Consider the following 21,699-nt stretch of genomic DNA (forward strand, 5'->3'; position numbering starts at 1 on the left):
CATGGACGGCGCCGCGATCGAGCGAGCGGCAAGGCTGCTGGCCGCGGCGCGCCAGACCGGCGATCCGCTCGACCGGCTTGCCGAGGAGCTCAGACCCAATAATGGCGACGAGGCCTACGCGATCCAGCGGGTCACGCTCGGCCTGATCGGCGACGAGGTCGCCGGCTGGAAGGTTGCGGTGGCACCGGACGTCGGCCTGATGGCCGGCATCCTCGTTGGATCGGGAGTTCTGGACGATGGCGCCATCGTTCCGTCGGCATCCCTGTCGATGTTCGGCATCGAGGCGGAGATCGCATTTCGTTTCGATCAGGATCTTCCGCCGCGCGACGAGGCCTACCGGCGGGAAGAGATCGAGGCTGCGGTCTCGGCCTTTCCCGCCATCGAAATCGTTGAAACGCGGTTCCGCGACTACGATGCTACGCCGGCTATCGAACGGGCGGCGGACTTCATGGCGAATGGCGGATTCATCGTCGGCGCGGCCCGCGACGACTGGCGCTCCTTCGATCTCGCGGCGCTCGAGGCGCGGGTCGTCATCGACGGGAGCGAGGTCGTGCGGCGGACCGGCGGCCACGCTGCGGGAGACCCGCTGCTTCCCGCGATTGCCCTGGTCAACCACCTGCGCCTGACGGAGGGCATTCCCGCGGGCATGGTGGTGACCACCGGGACCTATACCGGGCTCGAATTCGCCGGGCGGAACAGCACGGTCGAGGTGATCTTTACCGGTTTCGGGTCGGTCGGCTGCCGGTTCTCGGCCTGACCGGCAGATCAGAAGGCGACCATGCCGCCGTCGATGCCGACATCGGCGCCGGCCATGAAGGACGATCCCCCGGAGCAGAGGAACAGGATCACCGCCGCCACCTCGTCGGCCTCGGCGAAACGGCCGATCGGGGTCAGCTTCATGAAGGCGGCACGCTGTTCGTCGGTGACGTCGCGCTGGATGCCGGTCATCGTCGTGCCGGGCGACACGGAATTGATCTGGATGTTGTCCGGGGCGTGCTGGACGCCGGCCTGGCGGGTGAGGGCGAGGACGGCACCCTTTGACGCGCAATAGGCGGCCGCGTCGCGCAGGCCGATATGGGCGGCGGTCGAGGCGACGTTGACGATCTTGCCGGACTTCCTGGCGATCATCATCGGCAGCACCGCCTTCATGCCGAGCCAGACGCCCTTGGCGTTGATGTCGAGGATGCGGTCCCAGATCTCCTCGCTCACCTCGTGCGGGCGGTCGCCGGGAACGGCGATGCCGGCATTGGCGACCAGGATATCGATGCGGCCGAACCGTTCGCCGATGTCGCTCACGACCCGTTCCCATCCCGCCGCGTCGCGGACATCGAGACGAACGGCCAGCGCCTTGCCGCCGGCCGCCTCGATCTCCGCCGCCACCTCCTGCTCGCCGGCAATGTCGAGGCACACCACGGTGGCGCCGTCCTTCGCCAGCCCAAGGGCGGTGGCGCGGCCGATGCCGCTTCCGGCGCCGGTGACCAGCGCGACCTGGTCGTCGAAATCGAACGTCATCGCATCATCCCCCGTTTTGAACGTCATGAGCCCTCGAAGCGCGGCCTGGCCTTCTCCAGGAAAGCGGAGACGCCGCGGCGGAAATCCTCGCTGCCATAGGCGGCGCGGATCAGATCGCCGTCGTCCGGCAAGCCCTCGACGACGACCCGGCGGAGCGCCTCGCGCGCCGCCCGCATGGTGATCGGGGCATGGGCGGAGATCGTATCGCAGATCGCGGCGACGCGGCCGTCCATGGCGTCGCCGTCGACGATCTCGGTCAGGAACCCGCAGGACCTTGCTTCCTCGGCGGAAAGAAGCTCGGCGAGAAGCAGGAGTCGCTTCGCGCGCGACACCCCGAAGGCGGCGGCGAGGCGGGCGGCGTTGGCGATCGAGACGCAGTTGCCGACCGTGCGGGCGATCGGGATGCCGAAGCGGGCGCCAGGCGTGGCGACACGGATGTCGCAGGCGGCGGCGAGAACCAGGCCGCCGCCGACCGCCGCGCCGGTGATCGCGGCGACGGTCGGGACGGGAAGGCGCTCCAGCCGGTCGACGGTCGCGTCGATCGCCTGCTCATAGGCGATGCCGTCCTCGGCGGAGGTGAAGGAGGTGAAATGGGCGATATCGGTGCCCGCGACGAAGCTCTCTCCGGCGCCGCGAAATACGGCGACGCGGACCGAGGAATCGCCGGCAATGGCGTCGCAGGCCTCGCCGAGCTCGCCATACATCGCCATGGTCATGGCGTTCCGCGCCGACGGGCGGTCGAAGACCACCGTCGCGACTCCGCCGGTGACGTCGAGGCGGACGCTGCCGTCGCTCATTCCGCGGCCTGGGGATGGTTGAGACGGTTTCGTGCCTCTTCATCGAAGCCGAGCTCGGCCAGGATCTCGTCGGTATGCTCGCCGAGACGCGGCGGATGGCGCCGGACCCGCTGGGGCGTGCCCGAAAGCTTGACCGGGTATCCGATGGTGCGAACCAGCCCCTCGACCGGGTGGTCGATCTCCATGGTCATGCCGCGCTCCCGGGCATGGTCGCTGCCGAGCGCTTGCTCGTAGTCGTAGATCGGTCCGGCGGGGACGCCCGCCTCGAGCATCAGGTCGATCCATTCGGCGGCGGGTTTACTCGCGAAGGTCGTCTCGAGGTCGGCGACGAGCGCCTCGCGGTTGGCGAGACGGTCGGTGATCGAGCCGTAATCGGGATGCTCGAGGAGGTCGGGCCGGTCCATCAGGTCGCAGAGGCGCTGCCAGAGCCGGTCATTGTTGGCGCCCATGACGAAATAGTCGTCCGCGGCCTTGACCGCCTGGTAGGGCGCGCTCATCCGGTTGGCGGTGCCGATGCGGCCGGGAACCCGGCCGGTACCCCAGTACTCGGCAATGTCCCAGATCGCGAAGGCGATTCCAGCCTCGAAGAGAGAGGCGTCGATATGCTGGCCAAGGCCGGTCTTCTGCCGTCCGATATAGGCGGCGAGGATCGCGTAGAGGGCGAAGAGGGCACAGCCGATGTCGGTGACCGGAACGCCGGACTTGGCGGGGGGGCCATCGGGATGGCCGGTGATGCTCATGATTCCCGACATCGCCTGCGCCATCAGGTCGAAGCCCGGGCGCTGCGACCACGGCCCGGTCTGGCCGAAGCCGGAGATCGAGGCGTAGATCAGCCCGGGGTTGATCTCCTTCAGCGTCTCGTAGTCGATGCCGAGGCGCTTCACGGCGCCGGGACGGTAGTTCTCGACCAGCACGTCGGCGGTCCTGACCAGCCGATAGAAGGCTTCGCGGCCTTCGTCCGTCTTGAGGTCGAGGGCGATCGACCGCTTGTTGCGGTTCATGATGATGAAGCCGAGGCTGTCGCTGCCCTTGAGGCGGAAGCCCATGGCACCGCGCGTCTGGTCGCCGCCCTTCGGGGGCTCGATCTTGATGACATCCGCCCCGAGATCGCCGAGCATCATCGAGCAGAAAGGGCCGGCCATCACCTGGCTCACGTCGAGGACGCGGATGCCTTCGAGGGGGAGCGGCGGCTTTTCGTCCTGGGCGGGAAGTTCTGTTGTCATCGCTGACCTCGCATCTGAAGCACGTCGAGATAGAGGCCCGGCAAGTGGCCCGTCGAATCTTGATTATGAATTATGAATTCATAATCGTCGACGCGATCGTTGGCAAGTTTCGTCGTCATTTGGTGGCGGCCAGCGCGGTCGTGGGCGCCAGTGACTGGCGCGAGACATCCGCCGCCGTCTCGGTGAGGTGCTGCTTGAGGATAACGGCAAGGCGCTGGCCGTCGCGACGGTCCAGGGCATCCATGATCCGTTCGTGATCGTCGACGGCCTTCTGCCAGTCGGTCTCGCGCTTGTCGACAAGGAAGCGAACCAGGTGGATGCGTCCAAGAAGCTGCCTGTACATCTCCGAAAGGGACGCGTTCCCGGCGATGTCGAAAAGCGTCTGGTGGAACTGTCGGTTGATGCGCCGGTAGGGCCCTTCCTCGCCGTAGTGAAAGTGATCCAGCATCCGCCCGTGAAGCGTGCGCAGCCTCTGGAGATCGGCGTCGCCCAGCCGGGCGCAGGCGAGCTCGCCAGCCAATGCTTCGAGCGCGCCGAGGATCGGGAAGAGCTCGTCGATCTCTTCCTCGGTGATCCGGGCGACGACGGCGCCCCGGTTTGGCACGAGTTGAACCAGGCCTTCCGCGGCCAGTGCCTTCAAGCATTCGCGCAACGGCGTGCGCGAGACGCCGAAATGCTCCGTCAGGACGCGCTCGGAGATCTTCTCTCCCGGCTTGAGCTTGCCGTCGATGATCATGTCCCGCATGCCCTCGACCAGCTCGTCATGGAGACTCCGCCGGGTGAGGGGCGCGGACTTCAACTCGCTTGCGGCCATGGGAGATGCTTTCGAATCGAGGCGGTCATTTCACAGGATGATCAAAACCAGTTCAACAACCGCATACAAAAAGTGCATACATAATTCAATTATTGTGTTACGCATTGCGAGCGTGCTTGGGGAGCGTTGGGGGGTGCCCGTCTTTGGCGGTGCCGGACAAGTGTGGTGTCACGCTCCGCAAATGCGTGCGGATTCAAAACAGGGAGCGCATCCATGTCATTCCGTTTTGGTTTCAGTCGGACCTCCACGATGCTGTTTGCTGCGGCGGCAGCCTTTTCCTTCTCCGCACATGCCGAGGAGAAGGGCCTCGGGTTCTCGCTGGACGACGTCAGCGCGGGAACCGACATTCCGAAGGTCGAGGTCAGCCTCGGTATGCGGCCTTTTGCGAATGACCTCATCTTCGTGGCCGGCATCAAGCTCGGCTACTATGACGACGTCGGGATCAAGATCACGCCCGAGCCGTATGGCCGCAAGGTCCTGATCGACCAGGCGATCCCGCTCCTGATCAACAAGCAAATCGATATGCAGGCGCTTTATCCGCCGGACGTGATCGCGGCGATGGATTCGGTGAAGAACATCCGTTTCATCGCCCTAACCGATCTCTTCCAGGGTTTCGCCGTGCTCGCCCATCCCGACACCGGGGCAAAGACGGTGAATGACTTCATGGGCGAGGGCATGTCCTTCGAGGACGCGATGAAGGCCACCATGGCCCAGCTCAAGGGCAAGAAGTTCGCCACGGCGCCGAATATCGACAATCGGATATTCCTGGACACGGCGTTCAAGCTCGGCGGCATGGACATGACCGAGGACACTGACCTGGTCATCACGCCGGACGCCAATGCCCAGCAACTCGCGTCCAGCGGCCAGGTGGAGTTCCAGTCGCCGACCGGTGCCCCCTTCACCGCCCAGCTTCGCGGTGCCGGGTGGATACCGCTGGTCACCCCGATCGACATCCTGACCTTCATGCCTGCGGGGCCGGGGTCGCCGACGGCCGCGCTCGTCGGCACGCCGGGCGTGGCGGCCGATGCCGACTGGGCGAAGGAGAACCCGGAGACGGTGCTGCGTTTCCTCTCGGTGATGTTCCGCATCATCCGTGACGAGAAGGCGGATCCGGAGCATGTACTCGGCTCCATGCTCGACTACGTCAATGCCTTCGCCGGTACCAGCCTCGACGTCGAAGGCCTGAAGGTGACGATCGATTCGCTGAGCCCGCTGTCGGACTTTACCTTCCAGGAAAACTACTGCGACAAGACGGATTCGGCGCTTTACTACCGCACCGCTTTCGATGCCGCCGCGAGGTTCAACATCGAAAAGAGCGTCCTGCCGGATGTCGAATATGATGCCGACGACGTGATCTGGGCCTGCGACGCCTATCACGATCTGGTCGAGCTGAAGGCCGCTTCAGACGAACTGATGAAGAAGGTCGGGGGTATGGAACTCCCGGGCGACAAGCAGGCGCTGGTCGACAAGGCGAAGGCTCAGTACGACAACTTCAACTACCTTGACGCCTATCGCATCCTCAGCGCCGCAGCCGAATGACGGAACCGGGTACAGGCGCCGCCAGCCCCCTGGCGGGTGGCGCCCCCGAGCAAAGGCGACCAGCGGCCTGGGGCCGCTGGCTCGCGCATTTCCTGGTCGCACCCAGCGGCGTCCTGCTCTTTCTTGCCGTCTGGACGATCCTCGCCATCGAACTGCCGCCGAGCCGGCTCGTCTCGCCCTATGCGGTCGCCGTCGACCTCTGGAACAACTTTCTCCGGTCGCCACGGCTCGAGGTATTCGGCCTCGGCCGGACCGGCTACGGCGCTCTTCTGCTCTACACGACGCGCAACGTCCTGGTCGGGCTTGTCGTCGGTAGCGCGGTCGGCATTGTCGTCGGGATTGCCAGCGCACGCCTCCGTCCGCTGCGCCTGATCGTTGACCCGATCGTGCTCGTTCTCGGTACGGTGCCGGTCCTGGTGGCTGCTCCTCTCTTCCTTCTGTGGTTCGGTGTCGTCCCGTTCACGCAGGTGCTGTTGGTCGGGGGCTACAGCGCCGTGATGATGGTGATCTTCGCCCAGCGCGCCGCCGCCAATGTCGATCCGGTCTACGAGAAATCCGCGATGGCGCGGGGCGCCTCGTGGCGGGACCGGCTGTTCCTGGTGCTGATCCCGGGCACGCTTCCGGAAATCCTCGGTGGCCTGCGCATCACGCTTGCCAGCGCCTGGGGGCTCGAGACCTTCGCCGAGATCCTCGGTGCGCCGAGCGGCATCGGTCAGGCGATCAAGACCCTCACCAACGTCAACAACGTCGCTGGCATGCTGGCCTGTGTCAGCCTCGTCGCCTTGACGGCAATCATTATGGACATGCTGCTCGTCGCGCTTGCCCGGTGGGTCACGCGGTGGGCTTGAGAACGGGGCAATGTTGATGGTCGAAACCCAATCCGCCGTCTCGATCGACAGGCTTTCGGTCGTTTTCGAGCGCGACGACGGTACCCGAGTGCAGGCGCTACGCGACGTCTCGCTGGACATCGGCGAGGGGGAGTTCGTCTGCGTGCTCGGCCGCTCCGGACACGGCAAGACGACGCTTCTCAACGTGGTCGCGGGTCTGATCCCCTCATATTCGGGCGATGTGCGCGTGCTTGGGAAGCCGGTCAAGGCGCCTGGCGTCGATCGTGGCGTCATCTTCCAGAAGGACGCGGTCTTTCCATGGATGCGGGTGGAGGACAATGTCGCCTTCGGGCTGAGAGTATCCGGGATGCCGAAGCCCGAACGGTTGCGCGTCGCCCGCGAGCACCTCGATCTGGTCGGGCTCCGCAATGTCCCGCGCGCCTGGCCGCGCGAGCTGTCCGGCGGCATGCGCGCCCGTGTGGCAGTGGCCGGGGTCTTTGCCAGCGATCCACCGATCCTTCTCGCCGACGAGCCGTTCGGCGCCCTCGACTATGTCACCCGGCGCCAGCTTCAGGATGTGCTTCTCAGCCTGTGGGAGCGGACCGGGAAGACGATCATGTTCGTCACCCACGACGTCGATGAAGCTCTACGGTTGGCGACGCGCGTGATCGTCGTCTCCAACGGCAGCGTGGTCGAGGACCAGGCGGTGGACCTGCCCATGCCGAGAAGCGATGACGCATTGGCGACGCCGCGCGGCCTGGAACTGAGGCACCTGCTTCTCCACCACATAGGGCTGGAATAGCGATGGCGTCCCGGCGTGAGCGACTCGTTTCAGTCGCCAGCGGAATTGGCGTCTTCGTTGCGCTGGTTCTCCTGTGGGAACTGCTGTCTCGCATCGTAACCGCCACCGGCAGCTACGACGAACCGCTTGTCCCGGGCTGGGGCTATCTCTGGAGCAATTCGCTGTTGCGGATGGCGGATTACTGGGATGGCAGCCTTGGCATCCCGTCGACGGTCGAGGGAGATCCGCCGACTTACGCCGCGGCCATTCTGGCGCTCGGCAAGGCGTCGTTGATCACCTTCCAACGGGTGCTGATCGGTCTCGTCGCCGGGGTCGTTGTCGGCGTCGGGCTCGGCGTCCTCGTTTCCATGTCGTCGCTCGCGCGCCGGCTGCTCGCGCCGAGCGTCCACATCCTGCGCATGACGCCCTTCCTGGCGATGATTCCGCTCTTCAATCTGTGGTTCGGGGCGGCGACCATAGGGATCATCCTCTTTGTCGCCTATGGCGTCGGCGTGATCATGTTCATCGGTGCGATCAACGCGGTCGGCAACGTTCCACGCGTCTATTTCGACCGTGCAGCTACCGCCGGGGCGGGTCTCGCCACGCGATACCGGCTGATCGTCATGCCAGCCATCGTTCCGGAGCTTCGCGCCTCGCTGTTGTTGAGCATAGGCCTCGCCTGGAGCCTCGTGGTGGCCGGCGAACTGCTCGGCGCTCAGGAGGGGCTCGGCGTGATCGTGATCTACGCGCTGCAATTCGCCTATACCGGGCGCGTGATGATCATCGCTTTCCTTTTCATTCTCTATGCCGGGATCAGCTTTGCACTCGTGGAAGCGGTGTCGCGCTGGTTTATCCGCTGGCATCATCAGACAACATGATCGTCATAATTGGATAGACATCTGACCTCTGATAGGTTGGAATGACGAGATGAAGGCCGACCTCAGGGTCCGGCGGGCGTCGCTCCTGTGTCGGGGCGAGCCGATGGGAGCAGCGTCCGTATGAGGGCCGACGTCCACCGTTTCAGCCTCAGCGATCCCGGCGACGTATCCGGATTGCGCGCCGCGATCGAGGCGGGAAGGATCGATCCGGCGACCATCGTCGCCGTCATCGGCAAGACGCCGGGCAACGGGCTCGTCAACGACTATACCCGGGGCTACCTGACGCTGTCGCTCGCGCTTTTGATCGGCGAGACGACGGGCGAGACGCCGGACGCTGTGCGGGCGCGCGTGCCTTTCGTCTTTTCCGGGGGGACGGAAGGGGTGCTGTCGCCCCATTACGCGGTCTTCACGGCGGTCCCGTCCGACGAGCAACCGAATGGCGGCAAGGCGCTTGGCGTCGGCGTCGCCTTCACCGCGCCCTTCGAGCCAGCGGATATCGGCCGGCAGTCGCAGATCGACATGACCGCGGCGGCCGTCCGCGAGGCGATGGAGAAGGCCGGGATCGACGATCCCGCCGACGTCCATTTCGTCCAGATCAAGGGACCGGCCTTCACGCTCGCCGAGATCGCCGAAGGCGCCGCGGCGGGCAAGCCGGCGGCGACCGACAACCCCGGCAAGCTGATGGGCTTCGGGAGGGCGGCATCGGCCTTCGGTGTCGCCAAGGCCCTTGGCGAGGTCGGGGCCGAGCAGGCGGTCGAAGCCAACCTATTCAGGGACATGTCGGTTTTCTCCTCGGTTGCCAGTGCCTCGGCCGGCGTCGAGGTCAAGTGCAACGAAGTGATCGTCATCGGGATGAGCGACAAATGGAGCGGACCGCTGGCGATCGCGCATAGTCCGCTCGCCGACGCGCTCGACGTTGACGGCATGCAAGCGGTCGCCGGCGCGCTTGGCTTTCCGTCAGGATCACAGATCCCGGCGGACGAGGCCGGACGCATCCGCGCCGGCTTCGTCAAATGCGAGGCGGCGCGCGACGGCCTGATCCGGGGCAGGCCGCACACGATGCTGAACGACGGCGACATCGACCAGCAGCGCCATATCCGCGCGGCGGTCGGCGCGATCGCGGCGAGCGTCCTCAATGACACCGCCCTGTTCGTCTCGGGAGGCGCCGAGCACCAGGGTCCCGACGGCGGCGGCATGATCGCCCTGATCTGCGAGCGCGCCTGACGATGGCGGGTGAGGCAAATCGCGGGAACGGACGCCAGCGTATGCTCGTCGCGGGCTGCGGGATCGCGGGGAGCCTGATCGCGGCGGGGTTGCGCGACGAGCCGGGAGTCGAGGTGACCTGCCTCGAAAAGGCGACGACGGTCGACCATGCCGATGCCGGTACCGGCGTCAATATCGGGCCGAACGGGATCAAGTCGCTGTCCGGCTTCATGCCGGAGCAGGCGGATGCGCTGGTGAAGGCCAGCCTTCCGTGGAAGCGCTGGACGATCGCGCTGACCTCGGGCGAGGACCTGATGGACCTCGACCTTTCCGAGGTCGCCGACAATGACGGGATCCGGATTCGCTGGGCCGAGCTCTATGCGCTGCTGCGCGGTCCGCTCGGCGACGGTGTGCGCTACGGTGCGGAGCTGGAAAGCTGCGGGATCGCGGGCGATGGCCGGCTGACGGCGACGTGGCGGGACAGGACGGCGGACGCGGTCGAGAGGGCGGAGGATATCGACCTGCTGATCGGCGGCGACGGCCGCTATTCGAAGGTGCGCACGGCGTTCAGCGGCGACAATCCACCGATGTTCCTCGGCGTCTGCCTCTATCGGCTGCTTTTCCCGGTCGGGCCCGACTGTCCGATCGATGATTATGGCCAGTGGTTCAACGGTCCGAACCGGCTGCTGGCCTACCGGGTTCCCGGCGATTTCGTCTACCTCGCCGGTTCCTTCCCGATTCCGGCCGACAGCGGCGTGCCGGATGCGATGAAGAACGCCGAGGCGCTGACCGCGGTCTACCGGCCGGCGACAGGGACGCCGTCCCGCGAGGCCGGGTTCCTGATCGGGGCGATCGAGCGGCATTGCGACAGTATCCACTGGGCGCGTTTGCAGGAAGCGTCGATCCTGTTCCGCCCCGCCGAGCGGGTACTGCTGGTCGGCGATGCCGCGCATCCGATGGTACCGACGCTGGGACAGGGCGCGACCCAGGCAATGGAAGACGCCTGCGTCGTCGTCGACGAGGTACGGCGGGCATTGCGAGAGGACCGGTCCCTCGCCAGCGTTCCGGCGGCGGTCGAGCAGCGCCGTGCCGAGCGCGTGCGCTTCGTCGTCGATTTCTCGCGCGATGCGACGGACACGATGCTGGCCGGCGCCGACCCACACGCCGGAACGCTCGAGAAGCGCGACCCGCCATTCCAGGAGAAGCTGAAGCGCCTCTATCGCGACGTGGCGATGCCTGGATGATCCGCCCCGGCGAACCATCGCGGACGGCGCGACGCACGGCGGGCGGCGGTGGTCTCCGATGCATGGAAGGAAGGATGTTACGCCCATGAAAGTCCTGCTTACCGGCGGCGCCGGACTGATCGGCATGGCGCTGCGGCCGCTGCTCGCCGCTCGCGGCCACGAGGTGACGGCGATCGACCTCACCGACTTCGGTCGCGGCGACAAGGACCTGTCGCTGATCGGGCTCGACGACCGGACGGGGCTCGAGGCGATCATCGAGCGCGACCGGATCGAAGCGATCGTCCATTGTGGCGCGATCTCGGGGCCGATGCTCTTCAAGGGGCAGCCGCTGGAGATCGTCAAGGCCAATATCGACGGAACGGCCCTGTTGCTCGACCTGGCCCGCGCCTATGGCATGAAGCGCTTCGTCCTATGTTCCTCGATCAGCGTCTACGGGGATGTCGGTCCTGGCCGGATCGACGAGACGACGCCGCTGCGTCCCACCTCGGTCTACGGCGCCTCCAAGGTCACCGGCGAACAGCTCATCCGCGGTTTCGCGGCCGAATATGGTGTCGACGGCGTCAGCCTGAGGATCGCGCGGGTCTACGGTCCCTATCGCCGTGCCAACTGCCATCTCGGCTCGCTGATCCGGGATGCCGCGGCGGGGCGGGCCACCGAAATCCCCTGCGAAAGCGACTTCGTCTATCACTATGTCTATGTCGACGACGTCGGCGAGGCGATCGCGACGGTGCTGGAAGCGCCAAGCCTGCCCGACCGGGAATATAATGTCGGTGCCGGCGAGGCCCTGACCATGCCGGAGATCGCGCGGATCGCAGAGCGGGCGGTCACCGGCGCAAGGCCGGTGCTGGTTCCCGGCGCCGACGACGTGCCCGACGTCCAGACAGAATTCGACATTGCCAGGATCGGCCGTGACCTCGGCTGGCGGCCACGCTTCGATCTCGCCGCCGGCCTCGATGACTACCGCCGGCACATCGAGGCCGGCGATTCCGCCTGAGCCCATCCCGGATAGAAAACGGAAGCACCCACCACCATGACATCGCCCGTACTGGAAACGCCGCTGCTCGCCCCCGATTCACCGCTCGACGAGCATTCCCGCGCGATCGTCCGCGCCCTGTTCGACAAGGAGGCGGCCCGGATCAAGGCGCTTCCCGCCGATGATGCGCTGAACCCGGTCCGCCGCCGCCGGGTCGAGATCACGCGGACGGAGATCGCCGGCCAGCCGGAGACGTTCCGGCAAACGCTTGACGGCGCACACGACGATATCGCCCGCTTTGCCCGGGATTTCGCGGCGAGGCCGCCGCGCCGCGTCTATCTCACCGGCTGCGGCGACTCCTATGCGGTGATGGTCGCGGCGCGGGTGCTGCTGGAGGAGGGGTTCGGCGTGCCCTGCGAACCGATGCAGGCGCTCGACCTTGCCTATTACTTCCACGCGCCGATCGACGGCGACACGCTGGTCGTGACGTTGTCGTCGACCGGAACGACGACCCGCACGGTCGAGGCGATGCTGCGGGCGCGGGCGCTCGGCGCCCGGACGCTGGCGCTCAGCAATACGCCCGGATCCACCCTGATGGTCGAATCCGACGAGGCGATGCTGATCCATGCCGAGCGCAAGGGCTGGCCGACCCAGGCGAGCACGGCGGCAATCGGCCTGTTGTCGGCGCTTGCCATCGCGGTCCTGGCGGCACGGGGCGGGAACGCCGCCCGGGTCGACGAGCTGACCGCCGCGCTCGATGCGGTGCCCGACCAGATCGCGGCGGTCATCGCGGATACGGAGGCCGAGGTCGCGCGTCTCGCGGAAGCCGAGGCGGCGAAGCCGATCCATCTCTTCTGCGGTGGCGGGCCGTCCTTCGCGGGGGCCTTCTTCGGCGCTGCGAAGATCAAGGAGTGTACGCGCGATCATGCGCTGGCGATCCCGCTCGAGGAGTATCACCACTACCAGTCGCAGAAGCGCGGCGACCCCTTGTGGCTGGTGGCGCCGAACGGGCTGTCGGTGCCGCGGGCTCGCGACACCGCCGAGCAGGGGCGGCTGGCGGGCGGCGTCATCTATGCCATTACCGCCGACGACAACCCGGCCTTCGATGCGCTGGCGGATACGGTGATCCGGCTGCCGCCGATGATCGAGCGCTTGTCGCCGCTGGTCTATACAGTGCCGCTCCAGCTCTACGCCTATCACGTCGCGATGATCCAGTTCCGCAGAGCAGAGGAGGCGGCCGGACGATGACCGCGCCGCGGTTCGTCTGCCTCGGCAATCTGACGAGCGACGATATCGTCCTGCCCGACGGCTCGGTGAAGAGGCGCGCGGGCGGTGGCGATGCGCTCTATGCCGGTTTCGCGGCACGCATCTTCGAGCCGACCACGGAGATCGTCGCGCCGATCGGCAACGACGTTCCCGAGGAGACGATCCGCCGGCTAAGGGTGCGCGGCTTTTCGCCCGCCAGCCTGCCGGTGCGCGACAGGCCGACCCTGCATGTCGAGGTCGTCTATCAGCCGGATGGCGAGCGGGTCTGGACCTTCCATCACACGGAAGAGGATTTCGCCGACCTCTCGCCGGCGCCCGCCGACATCCCGCGGGACTATCTCGGCGCCGATGCCTTTCTCATCCTGGCGATGTATCTCGACGCCACCGAGGCGCTGTCGCGATACCTGGCCGACAAACCCGGCCTCACGGCTCTCGATCCGCAGCAGGACTATATCCCCGGCAACGAGGAACGGGTGCGGGAGATCGTTTCGCGGGTCGACGTCTTCCTGCCGAGCGCGGTCGAGGTTCGCCGCCTGACCGGATCGGAAGACTGGCCACGGGCCTCGCGCGAGCTCGCGGCGCTCGGACCGCGGCTGGTCGTCGTCAAGCTCGGCCCGGAAGGCTGCTTCGTCCACGACGCGGAAACTGGCCGGGATCTGGCCGTTCCCGCCCTGCCGGCCGGGGTCGTCGACGCGACCGGCGCGGGAGACAGCTTCTCCGGCGCCTTCATGGCGGCGCTGGTCAATACGTCCGGCGACATCGAGGCCGCGGCGCGGGCGGGTGTCGCCGCCGCGTCCTTCACCATCGGCGATTTCGGGACGGCGGGGATCATGGCCGCCGAGCCGGAGACCGTCCTTCGTCGGTGGCAGCAGGACGCCGACCCCGCCAATGCGCGACAGGAGGATATCGCGTGACACAGCCGGTTCGCGACATCGTCGGCTATGGGCCGAATCCGCCCGACCCGAAGTGGCCGGGAGGGGCGCGCGTCGCCGTCAATTTCGTCCTCAACTATGAGGAAGGGTCGGAATATTCCTTCATGGACGAGGATGGCCATTCCGACGCCTTCCTGACCGAGGTCGGCACGCCGCCGGTACCGCACGGGGATCGCGACCTCGCGGCGGAGTCGATGTTCGAATACGGCAGCCGCGTCGGCTTCTGGCGCGTGCTGCGCCTCTTCGAGGAGCGCGGGCTCAAGCTGACCATCTTCGCCTGCGCCCTGGCGCTCGAGCGCAATCCGGCCGCCGCCAGGGCGATCCGCGACGCCGGCCACGACATCTGCTGCCACGGCTGGCGGTGGATCGAGCATTACAAGCTCTCGGAGGCCGAGGAGCGCGACCATATCGCGAAGGCGATCACCAGCCTCGAAACGACGCTCGGCGAGCGCCCCTATGGCTGGTATTGCCGCTATGGAGCGAGCGTCAATACGCGGCGCCTCGTCGCCGAGGAGGGCGGCTTCCTCTACGACAGCGATTCCTACAACGACGAACTGCCCTATTACGTCGAGGTCGGCGGCAAGCCGCACCTGGTCGTTCCCTACAGCCAGGCCAACAACGATACCAAGTTCACCAATGGCCTCTTCGCGACGTCCGACGACTATTTCGTCTTCCACCGGGACGGCTTCGACATGCTCTATGCCGAGGGCGCCACCCGGCCGAAGATGATGTCGGTCGGCCTCCATTGCCGGCTTATCGGACATCCAGCGCGGGCGGTCGGGCTCGCCCGGCTGCTTGACCATGTCGCCGCCCATGACGACGCCTGGGTGGCGGGCCGACTCGACATTGCCCGTCACTGGCTGGCCGAGCACCCGGCCTGACAGGGAGAAATGGCGCCGGCGAAGGTTTTCCTCACCGGCGTTTCACTTGCCTACTGGACGTCGAACCTCCAGGCGCCGTGGCGGCTGCGGCTGCGCGCATTGCGGATGCCGACGACGACCAGCGCGAGCACGGTCACGACATAGGGAATGAGCTGCAGGAGCTGTGGCGCCGCACCGGTCATTTGCGGCAGCCGGACGGAGAGCGCGGTCGCGGTGCCGAAGAGCAGGGCGACCAGCGCGGTCGGGAACGGCGCGCCCTTGGCGAAGAAGATCGCCGCGAGAGCGATGAGGCCGCGTTCGTTTGTCATCTTGTTGGCGAAGAGGGAGACGTAGCCGAGCGAGAGATAGGCGCCGGCGAGGCCGCAGAAGACACCGGAGAGAAGCATCGTTTGCAGCTTGATCCGCTCGACATTGACGCCGGCGGCCAGCGCTGCATCCTCGGCCTCGCCGACCACACGCACCCGCAGGCCCCAGCGTGTCCTGTAGAGAAACCAGGCGACGACGGGGACCGACAGGTAGGCGAGATAGACGAGGATCGTGTGGCCGCTGAGCACGCGGCCGATCCAGGGAATGTCCTTGATCAACGGGATCTCGATGGTCGAGAAGGTCGGGATGGTGTTCGCGGAGAAGACACCGTCCTCGCCGAGGAGGCCCTTCAGGAGCAGTGCGGTCAGCCCGTAGGCGAGGAAGGTGACCGCGATGCCGGCGATGAAGATGTGGGCCCGGAAGCGCAGGTTGAACAGCGCCAGCAGGGCGGCCATGACCACCGAGAAGAAGACACCGGCGAGCAGGGCGATGCCGAGGCTGCCGGTGACATAGGCAACGGCGATCGCCGCGAAGGCCGCAACGATCATGAAGCCGTCGAGCGCGATATTGAGCATGCCCGCCTGATAGGTGAGCAGGCCGCCCATCGCGGCGAAGATCAGCGGCGTCGAGATGCGTACGGCTGAGAAGGCGATGTCGGAGTCCATGGCTCAGCTCTCCTCGGTCTCCGGCTCGAGCCGGTCCTCTTGGGCGGTGATGGCGTTCTTGCGGCTGCGCAGCCAGCCCCAGGTGAACTGGGCCGCGAGGATAAGGACGATGATGAACTGGAGGACCTGGACAAGATATTTGCTCAGACCGGTCATCATCTGGAGGACGGCGCTGCCGCCATTGAGCGCGCCGAACAGGAAGGCGGCCAGTACGACGCCGATCGGGTTGAAGTTGGCCAGCATCGCGACGGCAATGCCGTCGAAGCCGTAGCCGGGCGAGAAGTTGTCGTAGAAGGCGCGGTATTCGCCGAGGACCTGTTCGGCGCCGCCGAGGCCGGCAATGCCGCCGCTGATCATCATCACGACGACCGCGTGCAGCGGCACCTTGATCCCGCCGTAATAGGCGAAGCGCGGGGCGAGGCCCATGATCTTCCACTCGAAGCCCTTCTTGGTCCAGCCGTTGATGGCCGCGAAGAGGAGACAGAGCGCGAGCCCGATAATGAAGCCGGCATTGACCTGCGAATAGAGCGAGAAGGTCGGCAGGACCGCCGTCTCGGCGATGTCCGGCAGCTTGTTGGTGGGACCGGGCGCCTTGAGGAGATGCGTCGAGACATAGCCGGAGAAGAGAAGGGCGATCGGGTTCATCATCAGGCAGACGACGATCTCGTTGACGTTGAGCCAGACCCTGAGGACAGCCGGGATCAGTGCCCAGAGCAGGCCGCCGAGGAACGCCGCGGCGAGGCAGAAGGGGATGTGGAGGAAGGTCGGAAGGTCGACCGCGAAGCCGGCTATGCCCGCGAAGAGGGCGCCGATGATCATCTGGCCCTCGGCGCCGATATTCCACAGGCCGGCGCGGAAGGAAATGGCGACCGCCAGCCCGGTAAACAGCAGCGGACTCATCATCTGCAGGGTGACCAGGAAGTTCGGCCAGCCGACGAGGCTGCCGCTGATCAGCAGCCAGTAGATCTCAAACGGGTTCTCCCCCAGCGACAGAACCAGGAGGCCACCGACCACGACGGCGATCGCGACCGCGATGAGCGGCTGGAGAAGTGGCTTGACGAGGCCGGCCAGAGAAAAATGGCCTCCGGTCGGGACTGCGGCTTCAGCGGACATGAGCGGATGCCTCATCGCCGGATCCGGTATCCGGCTTGTGCTGGTCGGGCGGGGCGGGTTCATCGAGCCCGCCCATGTAGCGGCCGACGGTTTCGGCATCGGTCTCCTCGGTGAGGAGATCGGCGACGATGCGCCCCCGATAGATCACGAGGATTCGATCCGACAGGGAGAAGATCTCGTCGAGGTCGGCGGAAATGACGAAGACGGCGCGTCCCGCGTCCCGCATCTCGACAAGGATCCGGTGGATCGATTCGATGGCCCCAATATCGACGCCCTGGGACGGCTGCTCGGCGAGCACCAGTCGCGCATCGCGGGTGAGCTCGCGGGCGACCTGAACCTTCTGCTGATTGCCTCCGGACAGCGACCCGGCGCGCTTGTCGAGCTCGGCGCCGCGGATGTCGAAGCTCTGGATCAGCGATCCGGCGCGCTGCCGCGCGGCGCGGATCGCGAGCATCGGGCCGCGGCCGAATTCCTCGACATGGCCGACCGTGAGGTTTTCCCAGATCGCGCTGTCAAGCGACAGGCCAACGCCACCGCGGTCGGCCGGGATGTAGGCGAGGCCGGCCGCGCGATTGGCGCGGGGGTCGGCGGCCGCTCTCCGTCCGCAGATGTCGATGGTGCCGGAAACCTGACGGCGGAGGCCCGCGATGCATTCGACCAGTTCATCCTGGCCATTGCCCTGGACGCCGGCGAGCCCGACGATCTCGCCGGAGCGGACGGTCAGCGAAAGGTCGTCGACCGCGGTCTCGCCGCGTTCGCCGCGGGCGGTCAGGCCGTCGACCCTGAGGAGGGCTTCGTCGCTTGCCTTCGCCTTGCTCTTGTTGACGCGGAGCAGGACGGTCCTGCCGACCATCAGGCTGGCGATCTCCTGGGCCGTCACGTCCTTGTTGTCGAGCGTCGCCACGATGCGCCCCTGGCGCATCACCGAGATGCGGTCGGAAACGGCAAGCACCTCGCGGAGCTTGTGGGTGATGAAGATGATCGAATGGCCGTTTTCGGCGAGCGTGCGGATGGTCGCGAACAATTCGCGCGTTTCCTGCGGGGTCAACACTGCCGTCGGCTCATCGAGAATGAGGACCTGGGCCTCCCGGTAGAGCGCCTTGAGGATTTCGACGCGTTGGCGCAGACCGACGGCAAGCGAACTGATGATCGCCCGCGGGTCGAGGTCGAGGCCATAGCGCTTGCTGATCTCGCCGGTCTCGCGAATGGCGCGTTCGCGGTCGAGGCGGCCGAGCGAACGCATCGGCTCGGAACCGAGAATGATGTTGTCCGCCACGGTGAAGGTCGGGGCCAGCTTGAAGTGCTGGTGGACCATGCCGACACCGGCGGCTATGGCTTCGGCCGGCCCGGAGAAATTCACGGATTCCTGGAAGAGTTTCACCTCTCCGGCATCGCGATGAAGCAGGCCGTAAAGGATGTTCATCAGGGTCGATTTGCCGGCGCCGTTTTCGCCGACGATGGCGTGAACCTCGCCCTTGCGGACTGTCAAGGAAGCATCGTGGATCGCGGTGAAGTCGCCGAAGCGCTTGACGACACCCGTGATCTCTACGACGTCACTGGCGCTCATGATCGATCCTCTGTCGGGAGGGGGAGCCGCGGCGAGGAGATCGCCGCGGCTGGTCTCACGATTGGATCACTTGGCGTCGGCGACCGACGGCGGCGTCGCCATCGGCGGCTTGCCCATCTCCTTCTGGCCGGGCTCCAGGTCGAAATAGTTCGGAACCACGATCTCGCCGGTCAGGATCTTCTGCTTCAGCATGTCGACGTCGGCGAGCACGTCTTCGGCGATCAGGCCGTCGTTATACTCGTCCATGGCGGCGGCGACGCCGTCCTCGGCGAGGCCGTAGTAGAGGACCTCACCACCCTTGAAGTCGCCGTCGGCGATCGACTTGATCATGTCATAGGCCTGGGTGTCGACGCGCTTCATCATCGAGGTCAGCACGTTTCCGGGCGCCATATAGTTCTGGTTGGAGTCGACGCCGATGGCGAAGGTGTTGGTCTCCTTTGCCGCGTCGATGACGCCGGCGCTGGTCGAGCCCGCGACCGCGTAGTTGATGTCGGAGCCTTCGTTGATCAGGGCGAGGGTATATTCCTTGCCCGCCGCCGGGTCGGTGAAGGTGCCGGAATAGCTCTCGAATACCTCGACATCCGGGTTAGCCATCTTGGCTCCGTAGTAATAGCCAATGAAGAAGCGATGGATGATCGGGATGTCCTTGCCGCCGACGAAGCCGATCTTGCCGGTCTTGGTCGTCTTTGCTGCAATCCAGCCGACCAGGAAGGAACCTTCCCAGTCCTTGGTCACGGTCGAGACGACATTGGGGCCGAGCGGCTCGGGCCCGACATCGACGAGGCCGAATTTCTGGTCGGGGAAGGCCTTGGCGACTTCCTGCATCGGCTTGATCATGTCGAATGACGAACCGATGATGATGTCGAAGCCCTGACCCGCCGCGCGGGCGATCGCCGATTGGAACTCCGAGACGGCGCGCGGCTGGATGACCACATATTCGGCGCCGAAGTCGGCTTCGGCCTTCTTCATGCCCTCGACCATCATGTCGTTGAACGACCGGTCGCCGAGGCCGGACTCCGACGTGATCATCGCGACCTTGAGCTTGTCCTGCGCATAGGCGGAGGAGCCGAGCCCGATGGCCAATGCCACGGCCAAACCGCGGCCAAGAATAGATTTAAGCATCACAGAAACCCTTTCCTCGTTGTTCTCTCTGGACTGTCGCGTTTCTCGTTCTTCTTGTTGTTTTTGGGAGTCAGGCCGCTGCCGAGCGGGTGACCGTGGCCATGAACTTCCGGATCTTCTCGGGATCGAAGCTTCCGGTCGCAGCACCGGAGGACTTCAGGGACGAACTGACGATCGCGCCGTCGGCGACCGCGGTGACCTCATGCCAGTTATCCGCATTGACGCTGCCGCCGACCAGGATCGGCACGGGACCAAGCAGTTTTCGTGCCTCGCGGATGTAATCCATCGTCTGTGCGTGGTTCTTGCCGGTGAGCACCAGGCCGTCGGCGCCGCCAAGGCGGACGGCGAAGTCGAGATCCTCGGCAAAGCCGGAGGTCGCGATCGGCGTGCCGGTCCGGTCGTGGACGTCGGCGAAGATCGAAATCCCGTCGCCGTTCCAGCGGGTCCGTGCCTTGATGGCGGTATGCGCCTGGCCGCTTTCGATGCCGAAGGGCGTCATCATCGCGCCGACGAGAATCTTGATCCGGACGAAATCGACACCGGCCGCGGTGGCAACGGCAAACATCGCCTCGGCGTCGTTTTCGAGCAGGTTCAGACCGACCGGGAGGTCGTAGCGCCGGGTGATCTCCGACACGACGCGGGTCATCCAGGCGACCTGGGCGGCGGCAACACGCGGCGCCACCGGGATGTCACCCAGGTTCTGGACCATCAACGCGTCGATGCCGTTGGTGGCGAGCAGTTCCGCCTCGGCGAGCGCGGGCTCGAGGACCGCCTCCAGCGTGCTCCCCCGCCACCGACTGCTGTCGGGGAGGGGAGCGAGCTGGATCATGCCGATGACCGGCTTCGTGCCGCCCGCGATGAGGTCGGTCAGCGCGCCCATCAGGATGCCGCCCGGACCGCCGCCTGCGAGGAGTCGAAGATCTGGCGGAAATTCACTTCCTGCCGCTTGCGGTCGTTAAAGCCCAGGAAGGCGATGTCCTGCTCGGCGGCAATCTGGCAGGACAGATATTCGAACGGCAGCTTGTAGACGAATGGCGTCAGGTATTCGGGAATGCCGGCCGGCATCGGGAAGTAGACGTCGGAGGCGTCGCGGGCGGCCTGGTCGTCCTCGGCGCCGATGATGATGACGCGCGATTCCATGTCGCGCGCCGCCTGGGCCTGTTCGAGGCCGCGGCTGTGGCCGCCGCCCGGCGGGAGGATGATGATGGTGTCGACCGTCTCGTTGGTCATGAAATACTGCTCATGCGCCCACTCCTCGAGCTGGGAGACGTGAGAGCCGCGGGTGAGCGATTCGAACCACTTGGCGACGCCGAAATATGAGGTGGCGTAGTTGGGGCCGCCGCCGAGGATCACCGTATGGCGGTCGGTGGTGAAGCTTGGCGCAATCTTGCGGGCGATTTCCGCTGTGCCGGCATCGGCCGCCGCCATCTGGCCGGCGACCGCCTTCAGCTCCGCGACGAGAGCGGCGGACCTGGCGGGATCGAGGTTGCCGACGTGCTCGCCGAAGGCGATCGCGGCGACGAAGAGCCCGAGCATGCTGGCCGTGTAGGTGATGGTGCCGGGGGTCACGACGCGCGAGCCGTCGGCCTGGATCTTGATGTTGGGCGTGGCGTTGACCTTGATCAGGGTCTCGGCTGTCTGGGCGAGCGTGTTGTCCTCGGAGACGGTGACGCCGAAGGTCCAGGCGCCCTTTTCGCGGGCGAGGTGGACGCCTTCGATCGTGCGGGAGACGGTGCCGGAGTTGGAGATGCCGAAGACGAAGGAATCGTCGGGAAGGTCTTCCACGAGGTAGCGCGAGAATTCGAGCGCCTCGACCGGCTCGATGAAGAGACCGGTGGCCTTCATCATGAAGCTGCGGGCGGCGATGGCGGCGAAATAGCTGTCGCCGCAGCCGATCGAGAAGCCATGCCGCAGCGTGCCGGGTTCGCGTCCCTTCAGGACGCCACGCATGTAGGCCAGCATGTCGTCAATGTTGTCCTTGACGAAATCCGGCTGCATCGCGATTTCGCGCAACATCACGGTCTTTTCATTCTCCACGTCTTCTACTCCTTGGATG

21 protein-coding genes are annotated in these 21,699 nt (G+C 66.0%); 11 read left to right on the forward strand and 10 right to left on the reverse strand.

Annotated elements, in window-relative coordinates:
• Nucleotide 1: 1 nt before the first annotated feature.
• Nucleotides 2-757 (forward strand): 2-keto-4-pentenoate hydratase, encoded by a 756-nt coding sequence (locus KDJ86_RS06650; RefSeq protein WP_291744184.1) that lies wholly within the window; start codon nucleotides 2-4, stop codon nucleotides 755-757.
• 8 nt (nucleotides 758-765) lie between these two features.
• Here KDJ86_RS06650 and KDJ86_RS06655 read toward each other — a convergent pair whose 3' ends face one another.
• The 4 genes from KDJ86_RS06655 to KDJ86_RS06670 all read right to left on the reverse strand — a co-directional run bounded on the left by KDJ86_RS06655 (nucleotide 766) and on the right by KDJ86_RS06670 (nucleotide 4,346).
• Complete coding sequence (locus KDJ86_RS06655; protein WP_291744186.1) at nucleotides 766-1,512, reverse strand: SDR family NAD(P)-dependent oxidoreductase; 747 nt, start codon at nucleotides 1,510-1,512, stop codon at nucleotides 766-768.
• 23 nt (nucleotides 1,513-1,535) lie between these two features.
• Nucleotides 1,536-2,309 (reverse strand): enoyl-CoA hydratase, encoded by a 774-nt coding sequence (locus KDJ86_RS06660; RefSeq protein ID WP_291744187.1) that lies wholly within the window; start codon nucleotides 2,307-2,309, stop codon nucleotides 1,536-1,538.
• Complete coding sequence (locus tag KDJ86_RS06665; protein WP_291744189.1) at nucleotides 2,306-3,532, reverse strand: CaiB/BaiF CoA transferase family protein; 1,227 nt, start codon at nucleotides 3,530-3,532, stop codon at nucleotides 2,306-2,308. The genes KDJ86_RS06660 and KDJ86_RS06665 overlap by 4 nt, the downstream gene beginning before the upstream one ends.
• 115 nt (nucleotides 3,533-3,647) lie before the next feature.
• Nucleotides 3,648-4,346, reverse strand: a complete 699-nt coding sequence (locus KDJ86_RS06670) for a GntR family transcriptional regulator (RefSeq protein ID WP_291744191.1) — start codon at nucleotides 4,344-4,346, stop codon at nucleotides 3,648-3,650.
• Nucleotides 4,347-4,595: 249 nt separating this feature from the next.
• Here KDJ86_RS06670 and KDJ86_RS06675 point away from each other — a divergent pair, with 249 nt between their 5' ends.
• From KDJ86_RS06675 to KDJ86_RS06720, 10 genes are all read left to right on the forward strand, one after another.
• Entirely contained in the window at nucleotides 4,596-5,885 is a 1,290-nt protein-coding gene (locus tag KDJ86_RS06675) for an ABC transporter substrate-binding protein (RefSeq protein ID WP_291744193.1), read from the forward strand.
• Complete coding sequence (locus KDJ86_RS06680) at nucleotides 5,882-6,733, forward strand: ABC transporter permease (protein WP_291744195.1); 852 nt, start codon at nucleotides 5,882-5,884, stop codon at nucleotides 6,731-6,733. The genes KDJ86_RS06675 and KDJ86_RS06680 overlap by 4 nt, the downstream gene beginning before the upstream one ends.
• 10 nt (nucleotides 6,734-6,743) lie before the next feature.
• Entirely contained in the window at nucleotides 6,744-7,514 is a 771-nt protein-coding gene (locus tag KDJ86_RS06685) for an ABC transporter ATP-binding protein (protein ID WP_291744196.1), read from the forward strand.
• 2 nt (nucleotides 7,515-7,516) lie between these two features.
• A complete protein-coding gene (locus tag KDJ86_RS06690) occupies nucleotides 7,517-8,371 on the forward strand; it encodes an ABC transporter permease (RefSeq protein ID WP_291744198.1) in 855 nt (284 codons plus the stop codon).
• A 120-nt stretch (nucleotides 8,372-8,491) separates the two neighbouring features.
• Entirely contained in the window at nucleotides 8,492-9,595 is a 1,104-nt protein-coding gene (gene atzD, locus KDJ86_RS06695; protein ID WP_291744200.1) for a cyanuric acid amidohydrolase, read from the forward strand.
• Between the two features lie 41 nt (nucleotides 9,596-9,636).
• A complete protein-coding gene (locus tag KDJ86_RS06700; RefSeq protein WP_291744202.1) occupies nucleotides 9,637-10,818 on the forward strand; it encodes an FAD-dependent oxidoreductase in 1,182 nt (393 codons plus the stop codon).
• An 85-nt stretch (nucleotides 10,819-10,903) separates the two neighbouring features.
• Nucleotides 10,904-11,812: an NAD-dependent epimerase/dehydratase family protein gene (locus KDJ86_RS06705; protein WP_291744204.1), complete on the forward strand. Its 909-nt coding sequence runs from the start codon at nucleotides 10,904-10,906 to the stop codon at nucleotides 11,810-11,812.
• Between the two features lie 36 nt (nucleotides 11,813-11,848).
• Nucleotides 11,849-13,039, forward strand: coding sequence for an SIS domain-containing protein (locus KDJ86_RS06710; RefSeq protein WP_291744207.1), 1,191 nt, complete (start codon nucleotides 11,849-11,851; stop codon nucleotides 13,037-13,039).
• Entirely contained in the window at nucleotides 13,036-13,971 is a 936-nt protein-coding gene (locus tag KDJ86_RS06715; protein ID WP_291744209.1) for a carbohydrate kinase family protein, read from the forward strand. The genes KDJ86_RS06710 and KDJ86_RS06715 overlap by 4 nt, the downstream gene beginning before the upstream one ends.
• Nucleotides 13,968-14,870, forward strand: a complete 903-nt coding sequence (locus KDJ86_RS06720; RefSeq protein ID WP_291744211.1) for an allantoinase PuuE — start codon at nucleotides 13,968-13,970, stop codon at nucleotides 14,868-14,870. Before KDJ86_RS06715 ends, KDJ86_RS06720 begins: the two co-directional genes overlap by 4 nt.
• A 50-nt stretch (nucleotides 14,871-14,920) precedes the next feature.
• On the opposite strand, the gene KDJ86_RS06725 is transcribed toward KDJ86_RS06720, so the two are convergent.
• The 6 genes from KDJ86_RS06725 to KDJ86_RS06750 form a co-directional block, all read right to left on the reverse strand.
• A complete protein-coding gene (locus KDJ86_RS06725; RefSeq protein WP_291744213.1) occupies nucleotides 14,921-15,841 on the reverse strand; it encodes an ABC transporter permease in 921 nt (306 codons plus the stop codon).
• 3 nt (nucleotides 15,842-15,844) lie between these two features.
• Nucleotides 15,845-16,954 (reverse strand): ABC transporter permease, encoded by a 1,110-nt coding sequence (locus tag KDJ86_RS06730; protein WP_291744215.1) that lies wholly within the window; start codon nucleotides 16,952-16,954, stop codon nucleotides 15,845-15,847.
• Nucleotides 16,944-18,521, reverse strand: coding sequence for an ABC transporter ATP-binding protein (locus KDJ86_RS06735; protein WP_291744217.1), 1,578 nt, complete (start codon nucleotides 18,519-18,521; stop codon nucleotides 16,944-16,946). The genes KDJ86_RS06730 and KDJ86_RS06735 overlap by 11 nt, the downstream gene beginning before the upstream one ends.
• 66 nt (nucleotides 18,522-18,587) lie before the next feature.
• Nucleotides 18,588-19,643: a BMP family lipoprotein gene (locus KDJ86_RS06740; protein ID WP_291744219.1), complete on the reverse strand. Its 1,056-nt coding sequence runs from the start codon at nucleotides 19,641-19,643 to the stop codon at nucleotides 18,588-18,590.
• Between the two features lie 70 nt (nucleotides 19,644-19,713).
• On the reverse strand, nucleotides 19,714-20,523 hold the full coding sequence (locus KDJ86_RS06745; RefSeq protein ID WP_291744220.1) for a BtpA/SgcQ family protein: 810 nt from the start codon (nucleotides 20,521-20,523) through the stop codon (nucleotides 19,714-19,716).
• Nucleotides 20,523-21,680, reverse strand: coding sequence for an SIS domain-containing protein (locus KDJ86_RS06750; protein ID WP_291744222.1), 1,158 nt, complete (start codon nucleotides 21,678-21,680; stop codon nucleotides 20,523-20,525). Before KDJ86_RS06750 ends, KDJ86_RS06745 begins: the two co-directional genes overlap by 1 nt.
• Nucleotides 21,681-21,699 lie beyond the last annotated feature (19 nt).

This window comes from Bauldia sp. (assembly GCF_020442045.1).
GTDB lineage: Bacteria > Pseudomonadota > Alphaproteobacteria > Rhizobiales > Kaistiaceae > Bauldia.